14 protein-coding genes and 2 tRNA genes are annotated in these 24,925 nt (G+C 34.6%); 12 read left to right on the forward strand and 4 right to left on the reverse strand.

Translation table 11 applies throughout. From position 1 onward, the window contains the following. The first annotated feature begins 638 nt into the window (after window positions 1-638). Genes A1OE_RS00935 through A1OE_RS00950 form a run of 4 tightly spaced genes read left to right on the forward strand, consistent with a single transcriptional unit; the run spans window position 639 to window position 5,799 of the window. Window positions 639-2,246: an ABC transporter substrate-binding protein gene (locus A1OE_RS00935; protein ID WP_015088001.1), complete on the forward strand. Its 1,608-nt coding sequence runs from the start codon at window positions 639-641 to the stop codon at window positions 2,244-2,246. Window positions 2,247-2,275: 29 nt separating this feature from the next. Next, window positions 2,276-3,217 (forward strand): ABC transporter permease, encoded by a 942-nt coding sequence (locus A1OE_RS00940; RefSeq protein ID WP_015088002.1) that lies wholly within the window; start codon window positions 2,276-2,278, stop codon window positions 3,215-3,217. Beyond that, window positions 3,214-4,149, forward strand: a complete 936-nt coding sequence (locus tag A1OE_RS00945) for an ABC transporter permease (protein ID WP_015088003.1) — start codon at window positions 3,214-3,216, stop codon at window positions 4,147-4,149. The genes A1OE_RS00940 and A1OE_RS00945 overlap by 4 nt, the downstream gene beginning before the upstream one ends. A 3-nt stretch (window positions 4,150-4,152) precedes the next feature. Beyond that, window positions 4,153-5,799, forward strand: coding sequence for an ABC transporter ATP-binding protein (locus A1OE_RS00950; protein ID WP_015088004.1), 1,647 nt, complete (start codon window positions 4,153-4,155; stop codon window positions 5,797-5,799). 1,136 nt (window positions 5,800-6,935) lie between these two features. Here A1OE_RS00950 and A1OE_RS00955 read toward each other — a convergent pair. After that, window positions 6,936-7,007 (reverse strand) — tRNA-Thr (locus tag A1OE_RS00955). A 423-nt stretch (window positions 7,008-7,430) separates the two neighbouring features. Here A1OE_RS00955 and murA point away from each other — a divergent pair. The 5 genes from murA (at window position 7,431) to A1OE_RS00980 (ending at window position 12,936) form a co-directional block, all read left to right on the forward strand. Next, window positions 7,431-8,696: a UDP-N-acetylglucosamine 1-carboxyvinyltransferase gene (gene murA / locus A1OE_RS00960; RefSeq protein ID WP_015088005.1), complete on the forward strand. Its 1,266-nt coding sequence runs from the start codon at window positions 7,431-7,433 to the stop codon at window positions 8,694-8,696. A 429-nt stretch (window positions 8,697-9,125) separates the two neighbouring features. Next, window positions 9,126-9,791, forward strand: coding sequence for an ATP phosphoribosyltransferase (gene hisG / locus A1OE_RS00965; protein WP_044283197.1), 666 nt, complete (start codon window positions 9,126-9,128; stop codon window positions 9,789-9,791). Beyond that, window positions 9,781-11,076, forward strand: coding sequence for a histidinol dehydrogenase (hisD, locus tag A1OE_RS00970; protein WP_015088007.1), 1,296 nt, complete (start codon window positions 9,781-9,783; stop codon window positions 11,074-11,076). The genes hisG and hisD overlap by 11 nt, the downstream gene beginning before the upstream one ends. Window positions 11,077-12,071: 995 nt before the next feature. Further along, window positions 12,072-12,290: a translation initiation factor IF-1 gene (gene infA / locus A1OE_RS00975; RefSeq protein ID WP_044283198.1), complete on the forward strand. Its 219-nt coding sequence runs from the start codon at window positions 12,072-12,074 to the stop codon at window positions 12,288-12,290. Between the two features lie 22 nt (window positions 12,291-12,312). Beyond that, window positions 12,313-12,936: a Maf family protein gene (locus A1OE_RS00980; RefSeq protein ID WP_015088011.1), complete on the forward strand. Its 624-nt coding sequence runs from the start codon at window positions 12,313-12,315 to the stop codon at window positions 12,934-12,936. A gap of 607 nt (window positions 12,937-13,543) precedes the next feature. Here the strand turns inward: A1OE_RS00980 and A1OE_RS00985 are convergent. Next, window positions 13,544-13,616 (reverse strand) — tRNA-Phe (locus A1OE_RS00985). A 976-nt stretch (window positions 13,617-14,592) separates the two neighbouring features. On the opposite strand from A1OE_RS00985, the gene A1OE_RS00990 reads away from it, so the two are divergent. Next, entirely contained in the window at window positions 14,593-15,756 is a 1,164-nt protein-coding gene (locus A1OE_RS00990; RefSeq protein ID WP_015088014.1) for a phosphoserine transaminase, read from the forward strand. 2,047 nt (window positions 15,757-17,803) lie between these two features. Here A1OE_RS00990 and A1OE_RS00995 read toward each other — a convergent pair. Both A1OE_RS00995 and A1OE_RS01000 read right to left on the reverse strand, forming a co-directional pair. Further along, entirely contained in the window at window positions 17,804-18,439 is a 636-nt protein-coding gene (locus A1OE_RS00995; protein WP_015088018.1) for a ribonuclease HII, read from the reverse strand. A gap of 1,483 nt (window positions 18,440-19,922) precedes the next feature. Next, window positions 19,923-21,563 carry an electron transfer flavoprotein-ubiquinone oxidoreductase gene (locus tag A1OE_RS01000; protein WP_015088021.1) on the reverse strand — a complete coding sequence of 547 codons (1,641 nt, stop codon included), beginning with the start codon at window positions 21,561-21,563 and terminating at the stop codon, window positions 19,923-19,925. A gap of 137 nt (window positions 21,564-21,700) precedes the next feature. On the opposite strand from A1OE_RS01000, the gene A1OE_RS01005 reads away from it, so the two are divergent. Together A1OE_RS01005 and A1OE_RS01010 are read left to right on the forward strand one after the other, a co-directional pair. Beyond that, window positions 21,701-22,549, forward strand: a complete 849-nt coding sequence (locus tag A1OE_RS01005) for a uracil-DNA glycosylase (protein WP_015088022.1) — start codon at window positions 21,701-21,703, stop codon at window positions 22,547-22,549. A 1,158-nt stretch (window positions 22,550-23,707) separates the two neighbouring features. After that, window positions 23,708-24,610 (forward strand): 4-(cytidine 5'-diphospho)-2-C-methyl-D-erythritol kinase, encoded by a 903-nt coding sequence (locus A1OE_RS01010; protein WP_015088026.1) that lies wholly within the window; start codon window positions 23,708-23,710, stop codon window positions 24,608-24,610. Window positions 24,611-24,925: the final 315 nt, after the last annotated feature.

The raw sequence follows: 24,925 nt of genomic DNA on the forward strand, positions 1-24,925 counted from the left end.
ATATTTTTATTAATTTAATATTTAATCGGTATTAAGTATAACTTGCCAAACAAGCTACTTAATTAAGTATCCCGTGATAATGTAGCGTAACGCCAAGATTATGTTGTGCTGTAACTTAGGTATAAATGCTTCCATTGAATGGAAGCCATGAATGTTTATTCTGAATCATTTAAGTAAAAAAACTTTCGGTTAACGGCAGAAGAGGCGATCTTGTTTTGCTTAGCTATTGTGCTAACAATTCTACAGTTCTAGAAAACCAGACGACCATAAATGTGTGTTTAGCTTTGTTTGTAGTATCGATAATAATTTGTTTTTGTTTTTAGATATTGATTTTTCGAGGAGGGGACGAATTTATCTGCAGCTGCTTTCTCGCGTTAGGAATATCAAAATTTCATCGAGAATAATTTAGGTCCTATTTTATAGATGCGGCGCATGACATTAATGCGCTTAAAAGAAGATGAAGCCAACTGTTTCGCAATCTTTAAACCATATTGCTTACGACTGATACAGATTTATTTCTTTTAAAGAATCTGTATTGCGTTTTTAATGAGCTAGTGACTGAAGTTGATAATTAAATACCAATAGCTTAGTCCTGCATAACAAACTCCATAAAAATTTTATGATTGTAGGGAGTAGAAATGAACTGGAGATGCATTTTTCCGAAAACGCTAGCTAGGATCATTGTCGCAGCAGTCATCGCATTGTCTCTGTGTTTTTGCATGCAATCAAAAGCCTACGCTACAATAACTTTGCGTGCGGTTATGCATTCTGATCTGAAGATTATCGACCCAATATGGACTACAGCCTATATGTCAAGCTACTACGGATATATGGTTTATGACACTTTATTTGCGATGGATAGTAAAAATACAGTTCATCCTCAGATGGTTCAAGATTATGAAGTAAGTGATGACAAGTTAACATACACTTTTACCTTGCGCGAAGGTTTGAAATGGCATGATGGAGCATCGGTAACTTCTGATGATTGCATCGCTTCAATCAAGCGTTGGGGATCCAAGGATTCTATGGGTCAGAAATTGATGGAGTTTATTGATAAATTTAATGTAATTAACAGCAAAACCTTTGCGATCAAGCTTAAAGAACCTTACGGACTGGTATTGGCATCGCTTGCTAAGCCAACTGCAAACGTTCCTTTTATTATGCCTAAAAGGGTAGCTGATATTCCAGCTAGCGAGCAGATTACTGACTATACTGGTTCTGGTCCATTTGTTTTTGCATTTGACGAGTGGAAACCAGGTGATGTGACGGTTTTCAAGAAGTTTAAAGATTATGTTCCACGTATCGAACCTGCAGACTGGGGATCTGGTGGTAAAGTTGTTAACGTAGATCGGGTTGAATGGCTTTCAATTAAGGATCACCAGACTGCGGTAAACGCTCTCATTGAGGGAGAAGTTGACTATATTGAATCACCTCCTACCGAATTGTTACCTTTGTTTGAAAGAGAAGATAATATTACTACTAGGACTCTAGACCAACTTGGCAACCAGTTTATTTTGAGGTTAAACTGGTTGCATCCGCCTTTTAATAATGTAAAGGCACGTAGAGCAGTGCTAGCAGCTATAGATCAGATTAGTTTTTTACAGGCAACTATTGGCAACCCGAAATATTACAAGGAATGCCCCGCAATATTTTCTTGTGGTAGCGCACTAGCAACCGATAAAGGCACTGAGATTTTGATGAAGTCGGACATTAAACTAGCTAATAAGTTGTTAGCAGAGTCTGGATACGATGGCAGGCCGATAGTATTAATGCATTCAACTGATGTAGATATTTTGAATAATTTGGGCCCAGTAGTTGCAGATAAGCTGCGCTCAGCCGGGTTTAATGTGGATCTTCAATCTATGGATTGGCAAACTATTGTGGCACGTCGTGCAAAAAGAGATAAACCAGCCGATGGTGGCTGGAACATTTTTATGACCGCTTTGGCTACGGCTGACATTATGAACCCAATCGTATCGGTTGGGCTTAACGCAAGCTGTGACAAAGCCTGGTTTGGTTGGCCTTGCGACGCTAGGGTGGAGCGTTTGCGCGATCAATTTGCTCGCGCAACTAGCCTTGAAGCGCAGAAGAGCATCGCTACAGAATTACAAGTTCGCGCGATGGAAATCGTTACTCATGCTCACGGCGGCCAGTACTATAGGCCATCGTCTTGGCGGAACGATAAGTTGTCTGATGTGATAGGTGGCCCATTCCCAATTTTTTGGAACTTAACAAAGGCCAAATAGCCTCTCACCTTTGATTAAGTGGGGACTGCATGTTCGGTTTTGTCGTCAATCGATTGCTTGCCACAATACCAGTCATGGTGATGGTGACGATATTTGTATTTTTATTGTTACGTTTAGCGCCTGGAGATCCAGCGGCAGTATTGGCTGGGGATAACGGATCACCACAACAGATAATTGAAATCCGTGAGGGACTTGGTCTTAATCAGCCAGTTTTAGTACAGTTTGGAACTTGGATACTTGGGGTTGTTAGGGGAGATTTTGGAAAATCTTACTTTTTTAAAAAGCAGGTTTCAGAACTAATACTTTTGCGTGTTGAGCCCACTATCGCTTTAGCAATTACTACTCTTATTATAACAATATTAGTGGCGATTCCTATAGGTGTAATAGCAGCTTACAAGCATGGTACATGGATTGATCGGATAATTATGGCTTTATCGGTTGGCGGCTTTTCGATTCCCGCTTTCGTTCTTGGTTATCTATTAATCTATTTATTTGCTATGAAGCTCGATTTATTTCCTGTTCAAGGATATAAGCCGCTTGCTGAAGGATTTTGGCCATTTTTGCATCAATTGATTCTTCCTAGCTTAACGATCAGTGCAATATATATTGCACTGATCGCTCGCATAACTCGGACAAGTATACTTGAAGTTTTAGGTGAGGATTATATTCGTACCGCTTATGCAAAAGGTCTAACGCCTAACAACGTGCTTTTTAAGCACGCTCTACGCAACGCAGCGGTGCCAATAGTTACCGTTATCGGTATTGGCGTCGCTCTTCTAATAGGTGGAGTGATAGTCACTGAAAGTATCTATAATATACCTGGCATTGGTCGACTGATTGTGGATGCAGTTCTGGGACGTGATTATCCAACAATTCAGGCAATTATTATATTGTCTTCTTTTTTCTATGTGATAGTTAACTTACTAATTGATTTAACTTATAGCTTACTTGACCCAAGGATCCGATATTGATTGAAGGCATAGAAAAATTAGTACGCTCCGTCACTTCAGACTATGTCGTTATGCGCATGTCAACGATCTGGCAACAGCTTATTCGCAATTCCAGTATCATGTTTGGCGCGATAGTGCTTGGATTTGTGGTATTTATTGCGATTAGCGCTCCCTTTCTGGATACTATGGATCCAAGTGCTATTGACCTAGCCTGGCGAAATAATAAACCAGGAGTAAGACATTTCAAGATTCTTCCCGATGGGACAACGCGAGAATGGACTTATCGCATGGGTACCGACACTTTAGGTCGTGATACCTATAGTCGGGTAATCTATGGCGCACAGGTTTCACTTGCTGTTGGTTCGCTGGTAGCTATGTTGTCTCTTACTATCGGCTTGATTATTGGTCTTGTTGCTGGCTATGTTCTTTGGCTTGATGCTATTGTTTTGCGAATAATGGATGGATTAATGGCTGTTCCAGGCATATTGCTAGCTATCACTATGGTTTCTTTAGCTAATGCAAGCTTACTAACGTTGATTTTGGCTATTGCCATTCCAGAGATTCCTCGAGTAGTTAGACTAGTTCGCTCAATTGTGTTGTCGATAAGAGATGAACCCTATGTTGAGGCTGCAGTATCTGTTGGTACAAGATTGCCTATGATTCTTATTCGTCACTTGTTGCCAAATATTGTTGCGCCCTTGATTGTTATGGGTACATATATTTTTGCTTCAGCGATTTTGGTGGAAGCAATTCTAAGCTTTCTGGGTGTAGGCATTTCGCCAGAAACTCCTACATGGGGTAATATTATGGCTGAGGGGCGGCTAATGTTCCGTATTTATCCACACAATATATTGTTTCCTGGAATTTTCCTTGCAATTACTCTGTTGGCGGTAAATATGCTAGGTGACGGATTGAGGGATATTCTTGATCCACGTATACGCAAGCGATTATAGATCATGACCGATGAAATTAAAACTCAGCCAATATTGGAAATTAAAAATCTTACGGTTGATCTACCGAATGGTAGCGATCGTCTTCATGCAATAGAGGAAATTTCTATTTATATTGGTCCTTGTGAAATAGTTTGCCTCGTAGGAGAATCTGGTTCTGGTAAATCGGTAACTGCTTTTAGTGTCATGGGTTTACTACCTAAAGATCAACTTACTCCTAGTGCCGGCACTATTGATTTGATGGGGGAAAACATACTTCAAGTAAGCAATAAACGCTTACGCGAATTACGTGGTTCACGTATGTCAATGATTTTTCAGGAGCCGATGACTGCCTTAAATCCAACTATGACCTGTGGTGATCAAATAGATGAGGTATTGACCACTCATACTTCTATGAATCATGCAATGCGGAGAGAGAAAGTTATCAATATCTTGGGACAAATGCAACTTACTGACTTATCGAGCATAGCTGATAGTTATCCCCATCAGTTATCTGGAGGGCAACGTCAACGCATTATGATAGCAATGGCGCTAGTCTTGGATCCAGTTTTGCTGATTGCAGACGAGCCTACCACTGCTCTCGACGTCACTACTCAAGAACAGATCCTTAAGTTGATTAAGGAAATCCAGCATAATCATGAAACAGCTGTGCTTTTTATCACACATGATTTTGGTGTGGTAGCTGAGATTGCTGATCGCGTAGTTGTTATGCAAGCAGGCAGAGTGATTGAGCAGGGGCCAGCGAAAGTAATTTTAAAACAACCCAATGCACCTTATACAAAGATGTTGATCGGATCAGTCCCAAACTTTGTCCCACATTGTCGATCGCTTGCAAAGAATACACCAATAGTGTTAGCGACTAAAAATCTTTGTAAAACATATGGCGGAAGAGGATTTTTTCAAAAATCTCGCGAAATTCGAGCTGTTCATAGAGTTAATTTAGAGATCCGGCGTGGGGCTACTTTAGGCATCGTTGGTGAATCAGGTTCCGGTAAATCTACAGTTGCACGCTGTATTGCTCGTTTGATTGATCCGACTGCTGGTCACATATATTTGGAAAATTACGATATTGCTCAAGTTTCTCAGAGTAGTTTGCACTCTTTACGTAGTCGAGTTCAGATAATCTTTCAGGACCCATATCGCTCTCTTAATCCACGACGTACTGTTGGAGCATCAATTATCGAAGGATTGATTAATTACGGTATGAGCAAGCAAGAAGCATACAAGCGTGCTTGTTTATTGATGCCTCTAGTTAGAATTGATCCAAATGCACTTAATCGATATCCTCATCAATTTTCAGGAGGGCAACGTCAACGCATCTGCATAGCTCGTGCTTTAGCCATGGAACCCCAGCTAATAATTGCCGACGAAGCTGTTTCTGCTCTAGACGTATCGGTTCAATCTCAAGTGCTGGAATTGTTTAATGATATCCGTTGCAGATTAAATTTAGCTATATTATTTATTACACACGATTTGCGTGTAGCTGCTCAGGTTTGCGATACAATTGCTGTAATGCACCATGGTGAAGTAGTCGAATATGGTGAAGCCACGAGAGTATTTGATAATCCACAGCATGAATATACTCGCTCACTGTTTGCTGCTGCACCTGGCCGTGGTTTTGATTTTGCTAATATCTCTATATCCACTGGATGATATTTATAAAAATTTAATTATTATTTATAAAATAAGTTGTGTGGTTGCTTTGCCGGAGAAAGTTAATTAAGGAGTAATTTAGACCATTGATCTAAGATCAATAGTTTTTTTAGAGTATTATTTATTAGATATTAAGATTATTATATTTTTGCCTGAATTACCTAAAAGCATAGATGCGATAAGAATTATTCGTAATAAAGAGAAACTCATTTATTAATTGTATTTATTTATTATTATTTAATTATATTTTTATTTGCTACCTATAGATTATTTTATAGTTTAATTGAAATTTTTATCTAAAATAGTGAATACTTTCGCATAAATTGCAAACATTTCCTATTATAAAATGAAATAAAAATACCTCATTAATTATCCTTGAGGTATTAGTACTATGCTGGATATTGTTTGTATAGTTCTATGTTTTTAATTTTTTAATTAATTTTTAAAGCTGTTTTAAATATAATTCTCTTATTAATTGATTAACATTAATTTATTAAATGACTATTTTTATTATAACGTTAATTTAAGTAATTAATTGATTATATTTTTGGCGTATAATATTTCATTTATTCTTTTTTAAAAAAATTTTTGAGGATATAGCTAAAGCTAGCTATACAAATTTTGTCAACTATTACTACATCGTAAGTTAATTTTCTTTTATATTACTAAAGTAAATAATAATATTTAAAAGAACCAAATCTACCATAAACATTTTATAAATAAAAACACTGAAGATTACAAGTTCTATTTTTAAAACTGACTATAAATTTTTCAAGTTTAAAAGATGTATGCGTAATACAATACAAATGCTGCATCTTATAATCAGAAATTAATCTTAAAATATACCTTAATCTAGGCTATAAATAAACTTGATATTTTGCCATTTATCGATCAGAATAGAAGTATAGGATAATTAGATATAATAATATACGAAAAGGAATTTTTTACATTGTTTTACTTGGCAAGTAGAGTAACAGAACTATGATTGCACATAGTTTTTGAGTTTATAAATCATTTGTATCAATCGTTCCGTTCTAGAATTACTATCTATAGGATAGTATACTTAAGCTTCATTATACTTAATAATACTAAGTAATTATCTCGAGGCAAATTGAGAGAATGTTTTACTTAATTCATGCTGCCGAAGAGATTTGAACTCTCGACCTCTCCCTTACCAAGGGAGTGCTCTACCCCTGAGCTACGGCAGCATCTATTAATTAGCAAATGATGGCATTATACTACAAAGCTAATTTGTAGTATAATGCCAGAGAAAATGACAGGGTGCAAGTGGATTGGTATCATTAACATTGATAGATTAAAATTATTATAGAATGTTATAGTACAGTTTACTAATCATCCAAGAAATTAAGCAAATGAATTATTAAATATAGTTATGGTAAATAGAAGATAAAAAAGATTGTGATAGAACCTCAAATAACTCATAATAATTTGTGTAATTATACTAATTATTAAAACATTCCGAATAAAAATACACCAGTAACAGGCAAGAAATTAAAATCATGCTGCTAATCCTTCGCCGGATTGAAAAATGCATAAAATCATGCATTGCATTTTAGCCTTGCTAGACTCATCGGTTGGACTCATTTATAAAAAATATTTGTGTGTTACACATGCATCAGATTCGTGTGCGGGGTGGGAGACCTCTCCGCGGGACCATTCCTATAAGCGGCGCTAAGAATGCTGCTTTACCATTGATGGCAGCGTGTTTACTGTCCTGTAAACCGCTGAATTTAACCAATGTTCCAGATGTGGCTGATATTGCCTCAATGACTAATCTGTTGCGTCAACACGGAGTACACATAGAGCGAGATGGTGGAGATATGATAATGGATGCGGCTCAGGTCGAGAGTACTACCGCTCCTTATAATTTAGTAAGAAAAATGCGTGCTTCGGTTCTGGTACTTGGACCACTTGTGGCACGATTTGGACAGGCTCAAGTATCTTTACCTGGTGGTTGTGCAATAGGTAATCGTCCAATTGATTTGCATTTGAAAGGTCTAGCAGATCTTGGTGCTGAGTTAACCATTGAAGCTGGTTATATAGAGGCCAAGGCACCGAAAGGTGGTTTGCAATGCGGACGATTTACTTTTCCCTTTGTATCAGTTGGTGCAACTGAGAACCTTATGATGGCAGCATCTTTAGCACAAGGTGAGACAGTGTTAATCAATTCAGCACGAGAGCCAGAAATCAGCGATTTGGCTAAGTTACTCATTGCTATGGGTGCTGAAATTGAGGGGGCTGGTACTGACACCATCTATATCCAAGGTAAAGCAGAACTAGGTGGCGCTAGCCACCGAGTAGTCGCAGATCGAATCGAGACAGGAACTTATGCTATGGCAGTAGCCATTGTAGGTAGTGAAGTAATCCTGACCAATACTGATTTAGTGCTGATTAACTCGACTGCTGAAACTTTAAGACAGGCAGGAGTCACTTTAGAGGCTGTTGACGGTGGTGTTCGTGTTGCTAGAGGTGATGAACGTGTACTTGGCGTCGATATGATGACCAGGCCATATCCTGGTTTCCCAACTGATTTGCAGGCACAGTTTATGTCATTGATGAGCGTATCTCGAGGTGAGTCTATAATCACTGAGACTATTTTTGATAACCGCTTTATGCACGTACAAGAGTTGTCACGTATGGGGGCTAATATCACTGTGCACGAAGCTTCAGCTATTATACGTGGCGTAGAGAAATTGAAAGGTGCGCAGGTTATGGCAACGGATCTACGGGCTTCTGTTTCTCTAGTGCTAGCTGGGTTAGCTGCCGAAGGGGAGACAATAATTAACCGAATTTATCATCTAGATCGCGGCTATCAAGATTTGATTGGTAAGCTATCTGCCTGCGGTGCAGATGTAACTAAAATAGTCTCTGGGTAATCTATATTGATAGTCTAAGATAGCTAGTGTTAGCAAATTAAAATAGTAGTTTTGCTTTCGTTAATGCAATTAACTTATCTGCATAGATAGAAAAAAAATTTTAGTGAATTCCTGCATATCTAGTACGGATAAGTATTTTTTATTTGAGATGTATTTACGTCTTTGCCTAATAATTTTATAAACTCCATTATTTTAGATGTTTTTTTCGTAAATAATGTGCTTTAGCATTACATCAGATAGACTAAAATACTCATTATTATATCAGACAGCATTAAAATAAAAATTTAGCCTAAGCTACACATTATGGTATCTTATTGAATAATAATATGTTTTTATAATAGATTTTATTACTCTAGTGAAGTCGATAACTTATTTTCAATAAATATAATAATTTTGTTTAGCTTAATCTTTGCTACGGGATTGCATTGCATGAACGCGGATGATAAGCTAGTAATGGCTATACCTAAGGGGGGGCGTATCTTGAATGCGATTGCACCTTTGATGTTGCGCGCTGGGATCGACTTAAAAGATACATTTTCTGAAGGATGTGAGCGTCAGCTCCAATTTCCCACTACGGATCCAAAGATTGACATTGTGTTAGTGAGTAATTTTGATGTTGTCACTTTTCTAGCTTTTGGCGCCGCTCATTTAGCAATCGCTGGTTCGGATATTTTGATGGAGTTTAACCATCCAGAAGTTTATGCTCCAGTAAACCTGGATGTTGGTATTTGTCACTTAGCGGTTGCTGCTCCTGTACAGCAGTTTGCTAAAGAAGATTATTATCGTTGCTCTCATGTGCGTGTGGCTACTAAGTATCCAAATCTTACTCGTAACTATTTTGCGCGGCATGGAGTGCAAGCTGAGTGTATTAAACTAAATGGTGCTTTGGAAATGGCTCCAAATCTAGGCTTGTGCCGTCGTATTGTTGATCTAGTGCAAACTGGTTCAACTTTAAAAGCCAACGGTTTAGTAGAAATCGACAAAATCATAGATGTAAGCGCCCGCCTTGCAGTCAATCGCACAGCGCTAAAGATTAGACCTGGGCTGATTGGTGATCTAATAGAACGTTTCCGAGAGGCTGTCAATGTCGTGTAGACTGGTGACTAGTGACACAAACTTTGCTAGTGCATTTGATGTTTTAATTAACCGCAAAAGTATCAACAAATATTATATAAACGAAATAGTTACGAGGATTATTGCAGCTGTCATTGATACTGGTGATTCAGCGTTGGTAGAGTACACTCGCAGATTTGACTTGTTTGACCCTATTAAGACAGGCCTATCAATAGGCAATGCAGAGATTAATGCAGCAGTTGCTCGCGTTGACTCTGATACTCAAAAGTCACTAGAATTGGCTGCTGAGAGAATAGAAAATTTTCATCGTCGTCAGCTTCCTAAAGATTTTGAAATTAATGAAAGGCTTGGAATTCGTATAGGTATGCGCTGGAGTGCGATAGATTCCGTTGGACTTTATGTTCCTGGTGGAACTGCAACTTATTCATCCTCAGTGCTAATGAACGCACTACCAGCTAAAATAGCTGGTGTACCTCGTAGAGTTATGATGGTCCCAACTCCAGATGGGGTGGTTAATGATTTAGTGCTGGCTGCTGCTCATATTGCTGGTGTTAATGAAATTTGGCGAATCGGAGGAGCTCAAGCTATTGCAGCACTAGCATACGGTACGCAAACTATTACTAGGGTTGATAAAATTGTCGGCCCTGGTAATGCCTATGTAGCCGCTGCTAAGCAGCATGTTTTTGGTAAAGTAGGTATAGATAGTTTGGCTGGCCCATCTGAAATTTTAGTAGTTGCTGATTCTCAAAATAATCCGCATTGGATTGCAATTGACTTATTAAGTCAAGCAGAACATGATCCTTTAGCGCAAGCTATTCTTATTACCGACGATAACGCTTTTGCCAATGCTGTAGCTGATGCTGTAGAAGATCATCTTGTTACCTTACCTCGCGTTGAGATAGCTGAGAAAAGCTGGCGTGTTTATGGTGCTATAATTGTTACCGAGTCAATAGAAGAGATACCTGAAATAGTTAATAGGATAGCGCCTGAGCATTTGGAATTAGCTGTAGCAGATCCCGAATCTATGGCTGTACAAATCCGCCACGCGGGAGCAATTTTTTTAGGTCGATTTACACCGGTAGCAATAGGAGATTATTTAGCTGGCCCAAACCATGTATTGCCGACAGCGGGTACAGCGCGATTTTCTTCTGCTCTTAGTGTGTTTGACTTCATGAAGTATACAACAACTGTAGCTTCTGATCCACAGGGACTTGCATATTTGGGGCCAGCAACGATTAAATTAGCTGAAATGGAAGGTCTTAATGCACACGCGCGTTCGTTAGCAATACGAATAAATCAGAGATAACTTGTATTACTTCAAGTAAGTATCTATTTTAATAGATACTTAGAATAGCTTATAATTAGTTTATCGATAAAAGCATTATGCATTATGAGTTTGATTTTCAATATTGTGTGATTACTTGATTTTATATTGTTTAAACAATAGACTAAATGATTTAATTACTTTAATTGTAATAATTGTTAATTATTTTTTATGAAACGATAATCGCAAATAATTTATAGAACATTTTTTAATGATTTACTCAGTATTAGTTGCGCTATTAAATAGCTGCCGTTTTTTATCGACCAAATTTATCTAGGATTATCGCAAATTATCAAAAAAAAATTGAGATATTCTATAAAATTATTTTCCATTTTTGTTGAAAAGGTTGTACTAAGCTATTTTTTTAGTAAGTCCTATATCTGATTAATGTTAATTATATTGTAAAATATAATTAACATTAATCAGTGAATGATGCCTGTAAATATTTTTTAGTATTGAATAGTTGAATTTTGTTATAGAACTTAGAAAGAGTATTTTTATCTTCATAAAGCCAATTATACCTGAATAATTCTTTAATTATTCTTTTAAACCTACTTTATTAAATTTATTAGTACTTTTCTAGTTGCATAACTTTTAAAATAACTCATTCTAATACATACTGTTTTAGATAATGTTGTTATGTGTTAGTACTAATTTTAGTTTTTTTTGCCAGGAGGCAAGGCTTAAAAGTAGGAGAATAATTGACTAATGATGCTAATTTAAGCTATAATGCTTTGCTTAGAATTGATTTAGAGCGAATATATAAAATATACTTGCTTTGTTGTGTTCTCTTCTATTTTATAGAAGCTAATTAAGTCAGCGACAAGATGTTTTGGCGTTTTTTATTATTTGCAGGGTGCTTTTCGGCGGTTTGATAGTGGCAAGTTATTTTTAGTGATTTGTTTTTGTAAAAACAACTTGACCTTTCCTATTAGCATTAGCACTTAAGGCAGGCTTAAACTGCGCAGGGTGCAATGATGGCAAAAGAAGACATGATTGAGTTTTCGGGCACTGTCGCTGAACTTCTACCGAATGCGATGTTTCGTGTTAGACTTGATAACGACCACGAAGTGCTAGCACATACCAGCGGCAAAATGCGGAAAAATCGTATTCGAGTATTAGCTGGCGATCGAGTAAATGTCGAAATGACTCCTTACGATCTAAGCAAGGGTCGTATTACTTTCAGATTTAAGTAATCGTTTTTGACTGACATTATCGATGACCTCACCAATGGTATTATTACGCGCTCCACAGGGCGCTCAATTTGTGTTCGCATCTAGTTCTAATTTACTTAAGAATTTGTTAGCACAAATTGGACTTTTCCCTGACTTGGTAGACAATCCTAAAATTAATAAATCTCCATTTCCGACTGAACCTGTTCGAATCTATGCAATGCGCATAGCCATATCTCAAGCACAATTAGTAGCTTATCGTTACCCGGATAGTTTTGTACTAGCTGTTAGTAAAGTAGTGGCCTGCGGTCGCCGTATTCTACCGAAAACATATAGAATTAATGAGGCTAGGCAATGTTTAAAGTTGTTATCTGGTCGACGTCATAGAGTAATCGGCGGTATTTGCGTAATCGATCCCCATGGTAAGGGATATAAACGTTTGGTAGAGACAAGAGTTGGCTTTAAACGATTATCAGATGCTGAGATTGATGCTTATCTTAATTCTGGCGAGTGGTTTGATCAGGATGGTGGATACACAATTAATGGGTTAACTGGCGCTTATGTTAATTTTTTAAACGGCTCTTATTTTAATGCGATAGGTTTAGATTTAGCAAAAACTTACTCACTGCTGAATGGTCTTGGTTTTGCTTATTTGCGCACTTCAATGTAAGTGTAGTTAATTATGTTATTCTATAAGGCATTTTTATAAATTACGAGTATGTGTTTTTTAAATAAATATAAACATCATCAATGATATTGTTTTTTTATATATATTAAAAGATGATTTAAACCTTTTTAATCTTAAAAAGCTATTAAACCTTGCAACATTTGCTGTTCGAATGATAAACGCAGTAGTCAAAAATAAACCGTTCGCTAACCAAATCTTTAAGAGTATTTTTCGTGCTAGTATAATTTTAATCAGCTAATGAGTATTGTCTTGATTAATAATAAATCCTGTCTACTAATAACAAAGAGAGCAATAATTATCAAAAAAACTTGATTTTATTAAATTTATTATTACTAATAAGTAATGTTATTTAAAATATTTTATATTGCTTGCTGTACTGCCAAAGACAGTATATCTAATAAATAACGTGCGCTAGTTATCTTGGTGGTATACCTACTATCTAGAGATGAGCTAATAAAACAAAATTACAAATAGTTGAAAGTTGGTCACAGAATCGGTAATTTTTGGGCTTTTGTTAGCATTAGTAAAACAATACGCAAATCCTATTAAACTGACTTTAACTACATCTAAGCTAGAAAAATTATGACGGTGCCCAGGGGAGGATTTGAACCACCGACACGCGGAACTTCAATCCGCTGCTCTACCAACTGAGCTACCTGGGCTTTATAAGAAGAAAAATCGTAGCAAGTATAATAAAATTTGTCTACTAAAACTTACTCAAAAAATTTACTAAAAATTAAGTCAGTTGAAATGGGCTTAAATATAACGAATTTTTATATTCTTTGCCTAATATGAATTTTTTAATATTATGTAAATTTTCAATTGCAAATGCTTTTAAGTTTTTAAGGGGAGGGGTGGGGGAATAATAAACATAATTATCACTTGCTATGAAAATTATTAATCCAGCATTTGTCGAATATATACATTCCCATTAGAAATGGGAATGTATATATTGCATCTGCGAAAATGGTATTTATTTATAATTTGCATTGAATCATAACTTTTTTAATTGACTATAACAATGAATAAAAGTAAAGAAATATGATAAGATCATATAACAACTAAACCATACTGTTGCTTAATAACAGTATTTGACGATAAAGTTTAAGAATAATATAAGGATTGATTATATATTCTGTTAAATATCAGAGGAGTAATTGCTTATATATTCAAACACAATTTATTATAAAAATAATTTTTATGCTTTTTAATATATCCTATTTGTTTGATATATTAGGTGGGTAGTTTTACTCATTTTTAAATCAATACATTGAATAGTGAGCAAGAGTATTGAATACACAGTTTAAGATAAAGTAATTTTATTACTAATCAATCGATTAATTTTTACGTCAAAGCAGCCAATGTTTATAACAAAAAATTACATGATGTATATTTCATTACTGATTAATGTTTTTTTTAATTTTTAACAATGAATATTCTTTTTCAGAAAACTTATCAACTAGTTAATAAGTTTTATTCTTTAATCTTGTTTTCTAAATTAATGCATTAATTATCGTTTAATTAATTACAAATTTTACTATACTAATGTCTGAAATAATAGAATAATATTATATTTAAAATAGATAACAGTCCGTTAATTAGTTTTTATCTAATTATCCAGTTAAAAGATATATAGTTATGAAACCTCAGCAGTTACCTTCAGTACCATTATTCTCTTCTGGGCCATGCGCGAAACGTCCTGGATGGGCTAATGAGGTACTCTCAGAGGCTTCTCTTGGTCGTTCTCATCGCTCAAAAATAGGAAAAGCTAAACTGTGTGAAGTTATCAATCGCTCACGCAATATTCTTGGCATTCCTGATAACTATCGAATCGGTATAGTACCTGCTTCTGATACGGGTGCTATGGAAATGGTACTTTGGTCTATGCTTGGTTCACGTGGCATTGTCATGTTAGCATGGGAGAGCTTTGGGAACTGTTGGGTTAATGATGTCACTAAGCAACTTAAACTTAACAATGTCCAAATCATGAAAGCGCCTTATGGTCAAATTGTTAATCTAGCGGAGGTGGATTTTTCTCGAGATGTAGTTTTTACTTGGAACGGCACTACTTCAGGTGTACGCGTTCCCAATGGAGATTGGATTCCAGCCAAGCGCGATGGGTTGACTATCTGTGACGCTACTTCAGCAGTATTTGCTATGGATCTTGCTTGGGAAAAGTTGGATGTAGTCACCTGGTCGTGGCAAAAAGTTCTAGGTGGTGAAGCGGCTCATGGCATGCTGGCACTAAGCCCTCGGGCAATTGATCGATTGGTAAGCTATGTACCTCCATGGCCAATACCTAAGTTATTTCGAATGGTTAACGAAGGTAAACTTAACAAAGGTATCTTCGTTGGTGAAACTATTAATACTCCTTCTATGTTAGCTGTTGAAGATGCAATTGATACGTTGGTTTGGGCTGAGAAGATAGGAGGTTTGTTTACTTTGATTGATCGCTGTGAAGCCAACCTTGCAGCAATTGAGTATTGGGTTTCAAGATCTAACTGGGTAAGTTTTCTTGCAAATGATAAATCGATCAGATCTTGTACTTCAATTTGTCTATCAATAGTGGATCCCACATTTAGTTCGCTGTCTTATTTTCGTCAAGCTATTGTAGCTAAAAATATTGCTAAACTAATCGAGGATGAAGGCGCTGGTTATGATATTGCTAGTCATCGTGATGCTCCTCCAGGCTTACGCATTTGGGGTGGAGCTACGGTGGATACTCAAGACATTAATGCACTTCTTCCTTGGCTTGACTGGGCTTGGAGTAAAGTTAAATATGAAATTACAAAATTTGCTTAATATATTTAGTGTGTTTTATACCTACGATAATTATGTTGTATTTGACTTTTAATATTGATTTTATGTAAAAAATTATTTGCATAAAATTTTTAATTACTAAGCTTATTGATGTGTTTTATAGTTAAATTTAGCTGTGCTCTAGCGTATATAGTAAGTACGCTACGCTAAATTTTATAATAAATAAATAATTAGGCAAAAACACTGTTGTACTCTTTTATAATATAATACCAAGACCAGTTTTTGGTATTACTAGGATAATTTTATGATTTTATATATTCATACAAACGCATAATAAAAATTATAAAGTTTAATACATTGTTGTTTTTTATTTACATTTATTGTATAAATAATGCAAAATACAGATTTGTTTAGCTTTAAAAAAAATTTAATTTTTTATACTAAAAATAGTATTCTAGTCAATTTTGATTAGTGAAGTTAAACTAAAACGAGATATTTAATTATTATAGTTCTCAAACAAGCAATAATTAAATTCACTAGCTTATTTACTGTAAGCGGCGTAGATGATTACATTACAAAAATATTGTTTAAGTTTTAATTAGATTTGCAGTTAATCATTAATTTTTTGAAGTAAAAATTTCCTACCTAATTAATTACAATAATTAAAATCATAGCTGATATTATTAATCTATTGAAAAATTATCTTCAACTGGGGCAGCAATATGCCTTATATAATGTTAAGGAAAGCTTAGTAAGTTTAATAACAAAATTTTTGCTATAAGAGTATTTCTATTTGTATCCGGATAAAAGTATTTAGTATTAGTATTCACTTAAGCTAAAGTTGTTAACATTAACGTATAATCAACCAGTAAACTAAATTAGCATACAGCATTATGATTAGTACCGTTTTACTATATATGCTTATTGAATAAAATGCATGATACAAGATTATTTTGCTGTGTGTTGAGTTAAACTCAATTTGGTTTGGATACTGAGTGAACAATTACAGTCTTGGTATAATATAAGTAGTAATATTGATAATATGCATTAGTATTGCGCGAATTTAAATTTTTTAATATATTTGAACTCATTTGTTAGGCGCTGCATAAAAAAAATTATTTGATTTTTGATTGTTTTTGCTGTTATTGGATAAAAAAATGAATGTAAGCTATATTAATCTTTATTAATGTATCTTGTGCTATCTAAAAAAAACTAGGAGTTAACTATTGTAAAAGCTGGATAATTACTAACACTATTTTACAAAGACCATCTATATAATATGCAATTTTATAATAAAACTAAATTAGTTTTTATAGGCATTCGGTGGTCAAATAATTACAACATTCTAATTGTATAATACTCATTATTGTAGTATCAATTTTTAATTGATAGAAAACTTAATTAAAATCATCTAGCAATACGTTACTAATAATCCCTAATTTTTAGGAATTAGCTGCAAGGTAAATTAGTATATTTATTTACATACCTTACAATAAATATCTAGTACTAATCTATTCGCATGAAAATTAATCATTAGATATTATCATAAGTCAAATTAAACTATGAGTATAATAAATAATAGAAGTTATTTTTTTCATCCGAGCATTTTGATTGTTTACGATAAATAATAAATTTTTAGTTAATAAGGGCAAGTATACTAATTGCTCAGCTTGATTTTGATTATTTTTGTTTAATCGCAAAACTTTTTCAAAACTTAGGATGACATTCTTGTCATTAGAATTAACCATCTCGTTTTGTTTTGTATTTAATGAGGATAAAAAGTCTTTTTAATAATCAGAAGACTAATATTAATCTATTCTTATGATAGAATGTAGGTCAATATAATAATTGAAATGATTTTTTCTATCCATAATTGATGCCTAATGGATATCGTACATATATAGAATAGCCTATTGACAAAGATTTCTATTACTGATAGAAGTGATAATTATCATTTACGCTTAGATAATTTATTACTAGTTATTTATCTTTCAAAGTTGAGTCTTTATTAAGATGGTAATATTTTTTCAATTAAAATTTTAAACATTAGAGAAATGAATTTTGATGAGATTGTAGAGGAAAAGTATAATTACGGCAGTAATGCCCGGATAGGTGCGAAGTTTTGCCGATGATGCTGGGTGATACCTAATTCAACTAATGCTTTCATATGTTCTGCGGTACCATAGCCGGCGTTGCGTTCCCAGCCATAACCTGGATGGCTTTTTGCTAGAACTGACATTCTAAAGTCGCGCTTTTGTTTAGCTACAATAGATGCAAGTGCGATTGATTTAGATATTTCATCGCCTTTTACTATAGCCTCAGTAGGCCAATGGCAAGTAGGAAGATGATTGCCATCGATAAGCACATTATCTGGCTCTCGCTTTATATTATTTACAAGAGATTTTATGGCGCGCTCCATTGCTTTTAGTGTGGAGACTAAAATGTTTGTTGCATTGATCTCACTAACCTCTGCTATACCTAATTCAATTACTGTGTAAGGTCTCGTCGCAATTATTACTTTTGTTCGACGTTTCTTTGTCAAGGCCTTACTGTCAATAATCATATGAGATATTTCTTGTGGAATAAGGTTTAGATTGATCCAGCAGGCGCCTGCTATTATAGGGCCAGCTAGCGCTCCACGTCCAACCTCATCTACACCAAATACGGTACCTCCTTTATTAGCACCATATTCTAACTCTAGATTAAATTCCTGATTAAAAATCATTTTTCCTTTAAACTATTAAGCTTTTATTTTTAATATTTTTCATAGGTAAATAACAAATTTATATTTCAATATCCATTTAGACGATTAGATTGCCTTCTAGGCACCTACAATAGGTAGGTTATGCTTATCTATTTAATCGCAATATGCAAGTCTTGTTTTCATATTAGAGTTGTTTATAGATAAATTATTAAGTTTTATAATCATATAGCAAGCTGTGATTATTTTGAATGATGAATGAGTAGATGTTTAGAATATTATCAATAACATTGATTATACTGCTAGGTGTAATGTATTCTTGGTAATCTGGATTTTAGGTAGAATCATAATGATGATATAACAGACGCTAGCTGATGTTAATACTAATTAATTTCGATCTAATCAACTATTAATCTCTAGCATTAAGAATGCTGACATAACTTTGGTTAAATTATGTCAATATATTATCTGCAAAATAGATTAATTGTGCTGTCGAAAACAGAGAATTTTAGCGGCTTTTTAAAAAAGATGCAAGAGGGTATTATTTTATAAGTCAACATCATACAATGAATTTTAAATTGACTTGATTAATACTATCCGCCAAAATCAATAAGTAGTATGTATGTAGGAAGGCATTTGCGTACTATAGATCGCTATAGTAAAACGACTTATATCTAATACCAATTGAGATTATAGTATTGTGTTACATAATATTACTAGATTAATGTATATATTTTACAGGCAAGTTGTATTTGAATAATTTACAATTGAGTATTTGCTGCTTTGTAGAAACTACGCTCAGTATATTTAACAATTAACGACAAATTTGGTATATATGACTACAACTAATCAATATATCATGGACAAAACATATTTAATTATATTAAATTTTTATTTAGAAATAATCATACTAGCGCGTATCTTAAAAAAACTAAATAGTGCATGATTAAAGTAATTCAGCTGAAGTCAGACTTACATAGTTATCGGCAAATTGTTATCGACTATCATGCATCATAATTAAATATTCAATTACGATGCATTGTAAAAGAAAATCCACAATTATAAATTGATTCAATTTAGCCAACATCATTTGTATACCCTGAGATATCCACAGATTGCCAATAATTATTTTGAGCTAGTATTATTTATGCAGCAAGTTTTTTTTTTAAAATAAAAATCCAATAACATTTTTTAAAAAGTAAAATATTTTAATATTTTGCTTACTACTATATTGTTGTGTGAAAAAAGAATAATTGATGTGTGCTCTACATCAATTATAACACTGACAAGTCAATTTATAGTAAACTATACAGATGTAAGAGGTATTCTAATTACATAAGAAAATATCTAAGCCTTACCCATATATTAATAATAATTCAATGTTATAAAAACAAAATCTTAAATAAAGTACAAGAGTACTTTTTAGATAAAAAATCCAGTGAGCGAATTATATATTGTCTGAATATATAAATTACTTGTTGCACAATTTAGGATGAATTAAAATACTTTACATATTTTGGTATATCGGACCTTCACCTCCTTGCGGTACAACCCATTTGATATTTTGCTTTGGATCTTTAATGTCGCAGGTTTTGCAATGGACACAATTTTGAAAGTTGATCTGTAAGCGTGGATTTTTGCCATTGCTGTCACGGATAATTTCATAAACACCAGCTGGACAATAGCGTTGTTCGGGTGAGTCATAGATTTTAAGATTAAAACGCACCGCTATTGATGGATCTTTCAGTATAAGATGAGATGGTTGATTATCCTCATGGCTAGTATTAGATAAAAATACAGAAGAGAGCTTATCGAAGCTAATTTCCCCATCTGGCTTAGGATAAGCGATTGGTTTTGCTTGTGAAGCTGGGATCATTCGTGTGTGGTCAGAAACATGGTGAAAAGTCCAAGGAGCCTTGCCGCGAAGTAGGTAAGTATCAAGCGCAGAATAAGCTATCCCAGCTAACAATCCAGCACGAAAAGCTGGACGTATGTTGCGAGCTTTATAAAGCTCATCGTATACCCAACTCTTCTTGATTCTACTCATATATTCCGATGGCTCAAAATTGTGCGGAACTTTATCGCTGCTTAAAGATTCAAATATGGCTTCGGCAGCAATTATACCAGATTTTATTGCGTTATGGCTGCCCTTAATCTTAGGTACATTCAAAAAACCAGCTGCACAACCAATAAGCGCTCCTCCTGGAAATGTTAGTTTGGGGATTGATTGCCAACCGCCTTCGTTTAATGCACGTGCACCATAGCCGATGCGATGTCCACCTTCGAGAATTGGTCGAATAGAAGAGTGTTGCTTAAGTCGCTGAAATTCATCAAACGGCGAGAGAAAGGGATTATTATAGTCTAACCCCATAATAAAGCCTATCGTGACCTGATTATCTTCCAGGTGATAGAGGAATGATCCACCATAGGTATTACTGTTCATCGGCCATCCAAGTGTGTGAATAATCTTGCCTGCTTTATGCTTTTGCGGCTCAATTCTCCACATTTCTTTTATGCCTATACCATAAGTTTGTGGATCGCATTTCTTACGTAAATTAAAGTGCTCTATTAATTCTTCAGTGAGCGAACCACGGCAGCCTTCTGCAAATAGCGTGATTTTAGCGTGCAACTCTATACCTGGCTGATATCTAGTAGTCTTTTTGCCAAGTTTATTAATTCCAAAATCTCCAGTAGCAACACCCTTTACACTACCATCCTCGTGGTAAAGTACTTCAGAGGCGGCAAAGCCCTGACATATCTCAATACCTAATTTTTCGGCCTGCTGACCAAGCCAACGCACTAAATTAGCTAGGCTTACAATATAATTGCCATGATTGTTCATATTTGGTGGGGTAGGTAATCGAATTGAGGAATTTTTAGTCAAGAAAAGTAGATGATCTTCGGTAGCTAGTGTATTTAGTGGAGCTCCTTCGTCTTTGCAATTAGGGATTAGTTCATTTAAGGCAAGAGGCTCAATGACAGCTCCAGATAAAATATGAGCACCAATTTCAACACCTTTTTCCAAAACAATAACAGAGAGCTGCACATCATTTTCAATACACTGTTGTCTTATTCTGATTGCTGCAGCCAGACCTGATGGCCCGCCTCCGACAATAACTACATCGTATTTGATCAATTCTCGATTCATTCTTCATTCCTAATTAAAAAGGAAATTGTATTGTATATTTTTCTCATTAGGTGGTAATAGATAACAGTTTAGTCTACAATTTTAATCTAGTTGTGTATTTGTAGGCGAATATCCATAGCAGCGTGTGTAATATAGAAATGAGAATAACTGATATTTACATTGATGCGGTATTTAAAGCTCTTCTCGGTTGGTATGTGGAAGCTGGAGTAGATGAAACAATACTTAATAGACCAATAAATCGAACAAGAATAGCAGTAAATTCAGCGCAAAGATCAGAAAAAAAGCATACTGCAGTCAGTTATAGTTTAACTAGGGATTTGTTGCAACCTGCTAGTAAAGCAGGTGAGATAAATTTTGACCTTAATGGGGCAGTTGAAGCTGCTCGCAGAGCTGCTAATCGTGCAGCATCTTTGGATGCATTAAACGTCGCTGTGGAGAGATTTGATTATTGTAATTTAAAACTTACGGCCAACAATACTGTTTTTGCAGATGGTATTCCTGGTGCGGAGGTTATGATTATTGGTGAGGCGCCAGGGGCGGATGAGGACCATCAAGGTAAGCCTTTTGTAGGGGTTAGTGGTCGTTTGCTTGATTCTATGCTAGATAGCATCGGCCTTTCGCGTTTTAAATCAGTTTATATAACTAATATTATTCCTTGGCATCCACCTGGAAATCGGCAGCCTACATCTGATGAAATTAGCGTTTGTATCCCATTTGTAGAGCGGCATATCGAATTAGCAGCACCAAGAATTTTGATGCTTGTTGGAGGTACATCAGTTAGGGCATTGATGAAAATTCATGATGGAATTGCTCGCTTGCGCGGCAATTTTATGAATTGGACGTCCCCAAATTACCAAGAAACTATTCCTGCTTTAGCAACTTACCATCCTGCTTATCTTTTACGTACTCCAAGCCAAAAAGCCAGTGCATGGAATGATATGCTTACATTACGCTGTCGTTTAGACTCTATCGCTAATAAATTTTAATTCTTATTGTAATTTTCTTATTTAAGGAAATAATATTACTTAAATAAAAAATAACTTAATAATCTTATAGTTAAATGGTGCCTTTATATTAGAAATATCTTTTATTTAGCTTTTTTAAAAATTAATTTAACAATGCTTTTATAAGATAGAATGTAAAAAAATAAATTTTACTAAAAATTAGTATTTATTATTATATAAAAATGTTGTTCTGCTGGCATTTGAAATTAATACTTTTTAGTTACCATTGTGTATGCAGAAGCGTAATTGTTGCTATCGTGCTATTCTAGCTCGAATAGACTAAATAATGCGATAAGCTGTCAACGTGTCGTTTTTATTTATAAGGTTTTTGAATTAATTAAAATGACAAGACCCTGCACAATGATATGTTTGTTTTGTCGATCATATTTTAGTTCGTTTAAAATGTTTGCTATAATGCAAATTATGTATGCTGTTTTTTTTACTATAAAAATCTTTTACTGAAGTTAATGTTTAATGAGTTTTGCAGGGTATAATGTTTTTGTATAAAAGTCTGTTTAGACAAATATTTGCGCTAAGAAACTAATCTTGAATAAGTTTTTGTTAAAAGTTTCTTTAATCATAAAAAATAATTTTCCCCGTAATGTGTTTTACAGGATTATTTTTCTAATTAATCAGGGATGGTGTTATTTAAAGCAAAATAACTGTTCAGTCAATGCTAGCATTGATTTATTTCCCTCAAGTTTTGTTTTATCTTCAGATATGAGGAACAAGTTGGTTATTTAATATTATGATTAAACTGCATTGCGTAAAATAATTTGCTTAATCAAGCCTTTTTCTATGAAATTCCCGAATTAATATTGTTTACTACATCGATTACTAAAAAGTTTTACTTTTATGCTAATAGAGCTGATTGGTAATTTTTTCTTTGTGTTATGCTTACAACCACTTAAGTTTAAAATGTAAGATTTATAAAATGATAGTGCATTTGGACGGTAATAGCGCTATTGGTTGTTTTTTTAATCTGATACTTGCTGTAGTAATAAATTTGACTGCACTAATATTAAACTGAATTTATTTTAAAGCTAATTGTGCAAATTCTTGCTGAGATTGTTAATTTTTTATTAATCTAATATAAGCTGAAGTTTATATTCTTTGGATTCGTTATTATAATTAATTAAGATGAACGGCTCTAACAATGGTGTGCTTTCTAAGGTTAATGCTTGCCCTCGAATTCGTCTTTCGCCAGCAAAAGTTAACCTTGCTTTACATTTGATTGGCAGACGATCGGATGGATATCATTTTATTGATACACTTGTAGCGTTTGCTGATTTTGGTGACTGGGTGACTTGGCGAACAGGCGGATCTGCTTGTTTATTGGAAGTAAAAGATTGTTTTAATCGATCTAAACCAATACCCAAAAACACTGCTAACTTAGCATGGCAGGCTTTGTCAATTGCAGGTAGGATTAGCAATTTTTTACTATCTGGATCTTTGACCGTGGAGAAATTTTTACCTTCAGGCGCTGGTATAGGTGGTGGGTCAAGCAATGCTGCTACCGTTATGCATTTAATACTTGAGGATGTTAATATAAACAAAGATAGTTTGTATACTAAAGCCCTAATGCTTGGGAGTGATGTACCAGTTTGCCTGGCTGGCTGTCCCACTCGGGTAGAGGGGGTAGGTGAGCGGCTAACTACAATTACTTTAGCCAAACCATTGCCAGTAGTTATGGTTTGGCCTGGAGCAAGCCTTTCTACTGCATCTGTTTTTAGATACGGAAAGTTCAATGATTATGGTAATATACCAGCAAGAGCAATTGAATGTTTAGCTACTGATCCTTTAAGTGCTATTGCAAGTTTACGTAATGACCTAGAATGTATATCTTGTTGTTTGCTTCCTGCTGTTAGGCAAGCGATGTTTGCGCTGCAAAATTGCAGCGGTTGCCGTGTCGCTCGAATGTCAGGGAGCGGATCTGTTGTAGTAGGCTACTTCGAAAACTACTGTAGTGCCAATGCTGCTGCAAAAATGCTGACATTTTACTCACCAAGTTGGTGGGTGCGTGCTTGTACCTTACTAATATAAATATCGTTTAGCGTGAGATAACAAGTACAATTCTAATAAGCTATATAATAACCAAAATGTTTAACAAATTCTTCTTAAAATTGATGCAATTAATCGATTTGCTATAGTTAAAAATATATATTTTTAAACATCAAATTGGAAAATTTGCTAAAAATTGATCGAATCATATTGAACTAATGATATCAAGATTCTTGATTTTTAATTTAATTAATCGTTATTAAATCAGTTTGGACTATTTTAGTTTTAAATTATTAGTATAATTTATTTTAATAATTATACATTAACGTCTAATGTTATCATCATCCTAGCTGATAA

The organism is Candidatus Endolissoclinum faulkneri L2 (assembly GCF_000319385.1).
In the GTDB taxonomy this organism is placed as follows: Bacteria; Pseudomonadota; Alphaproteobacteria; order Thalassobaculales; family Thalassobaculaceae; genus Thalassobaculum; species Thalassobaculum faulkneri.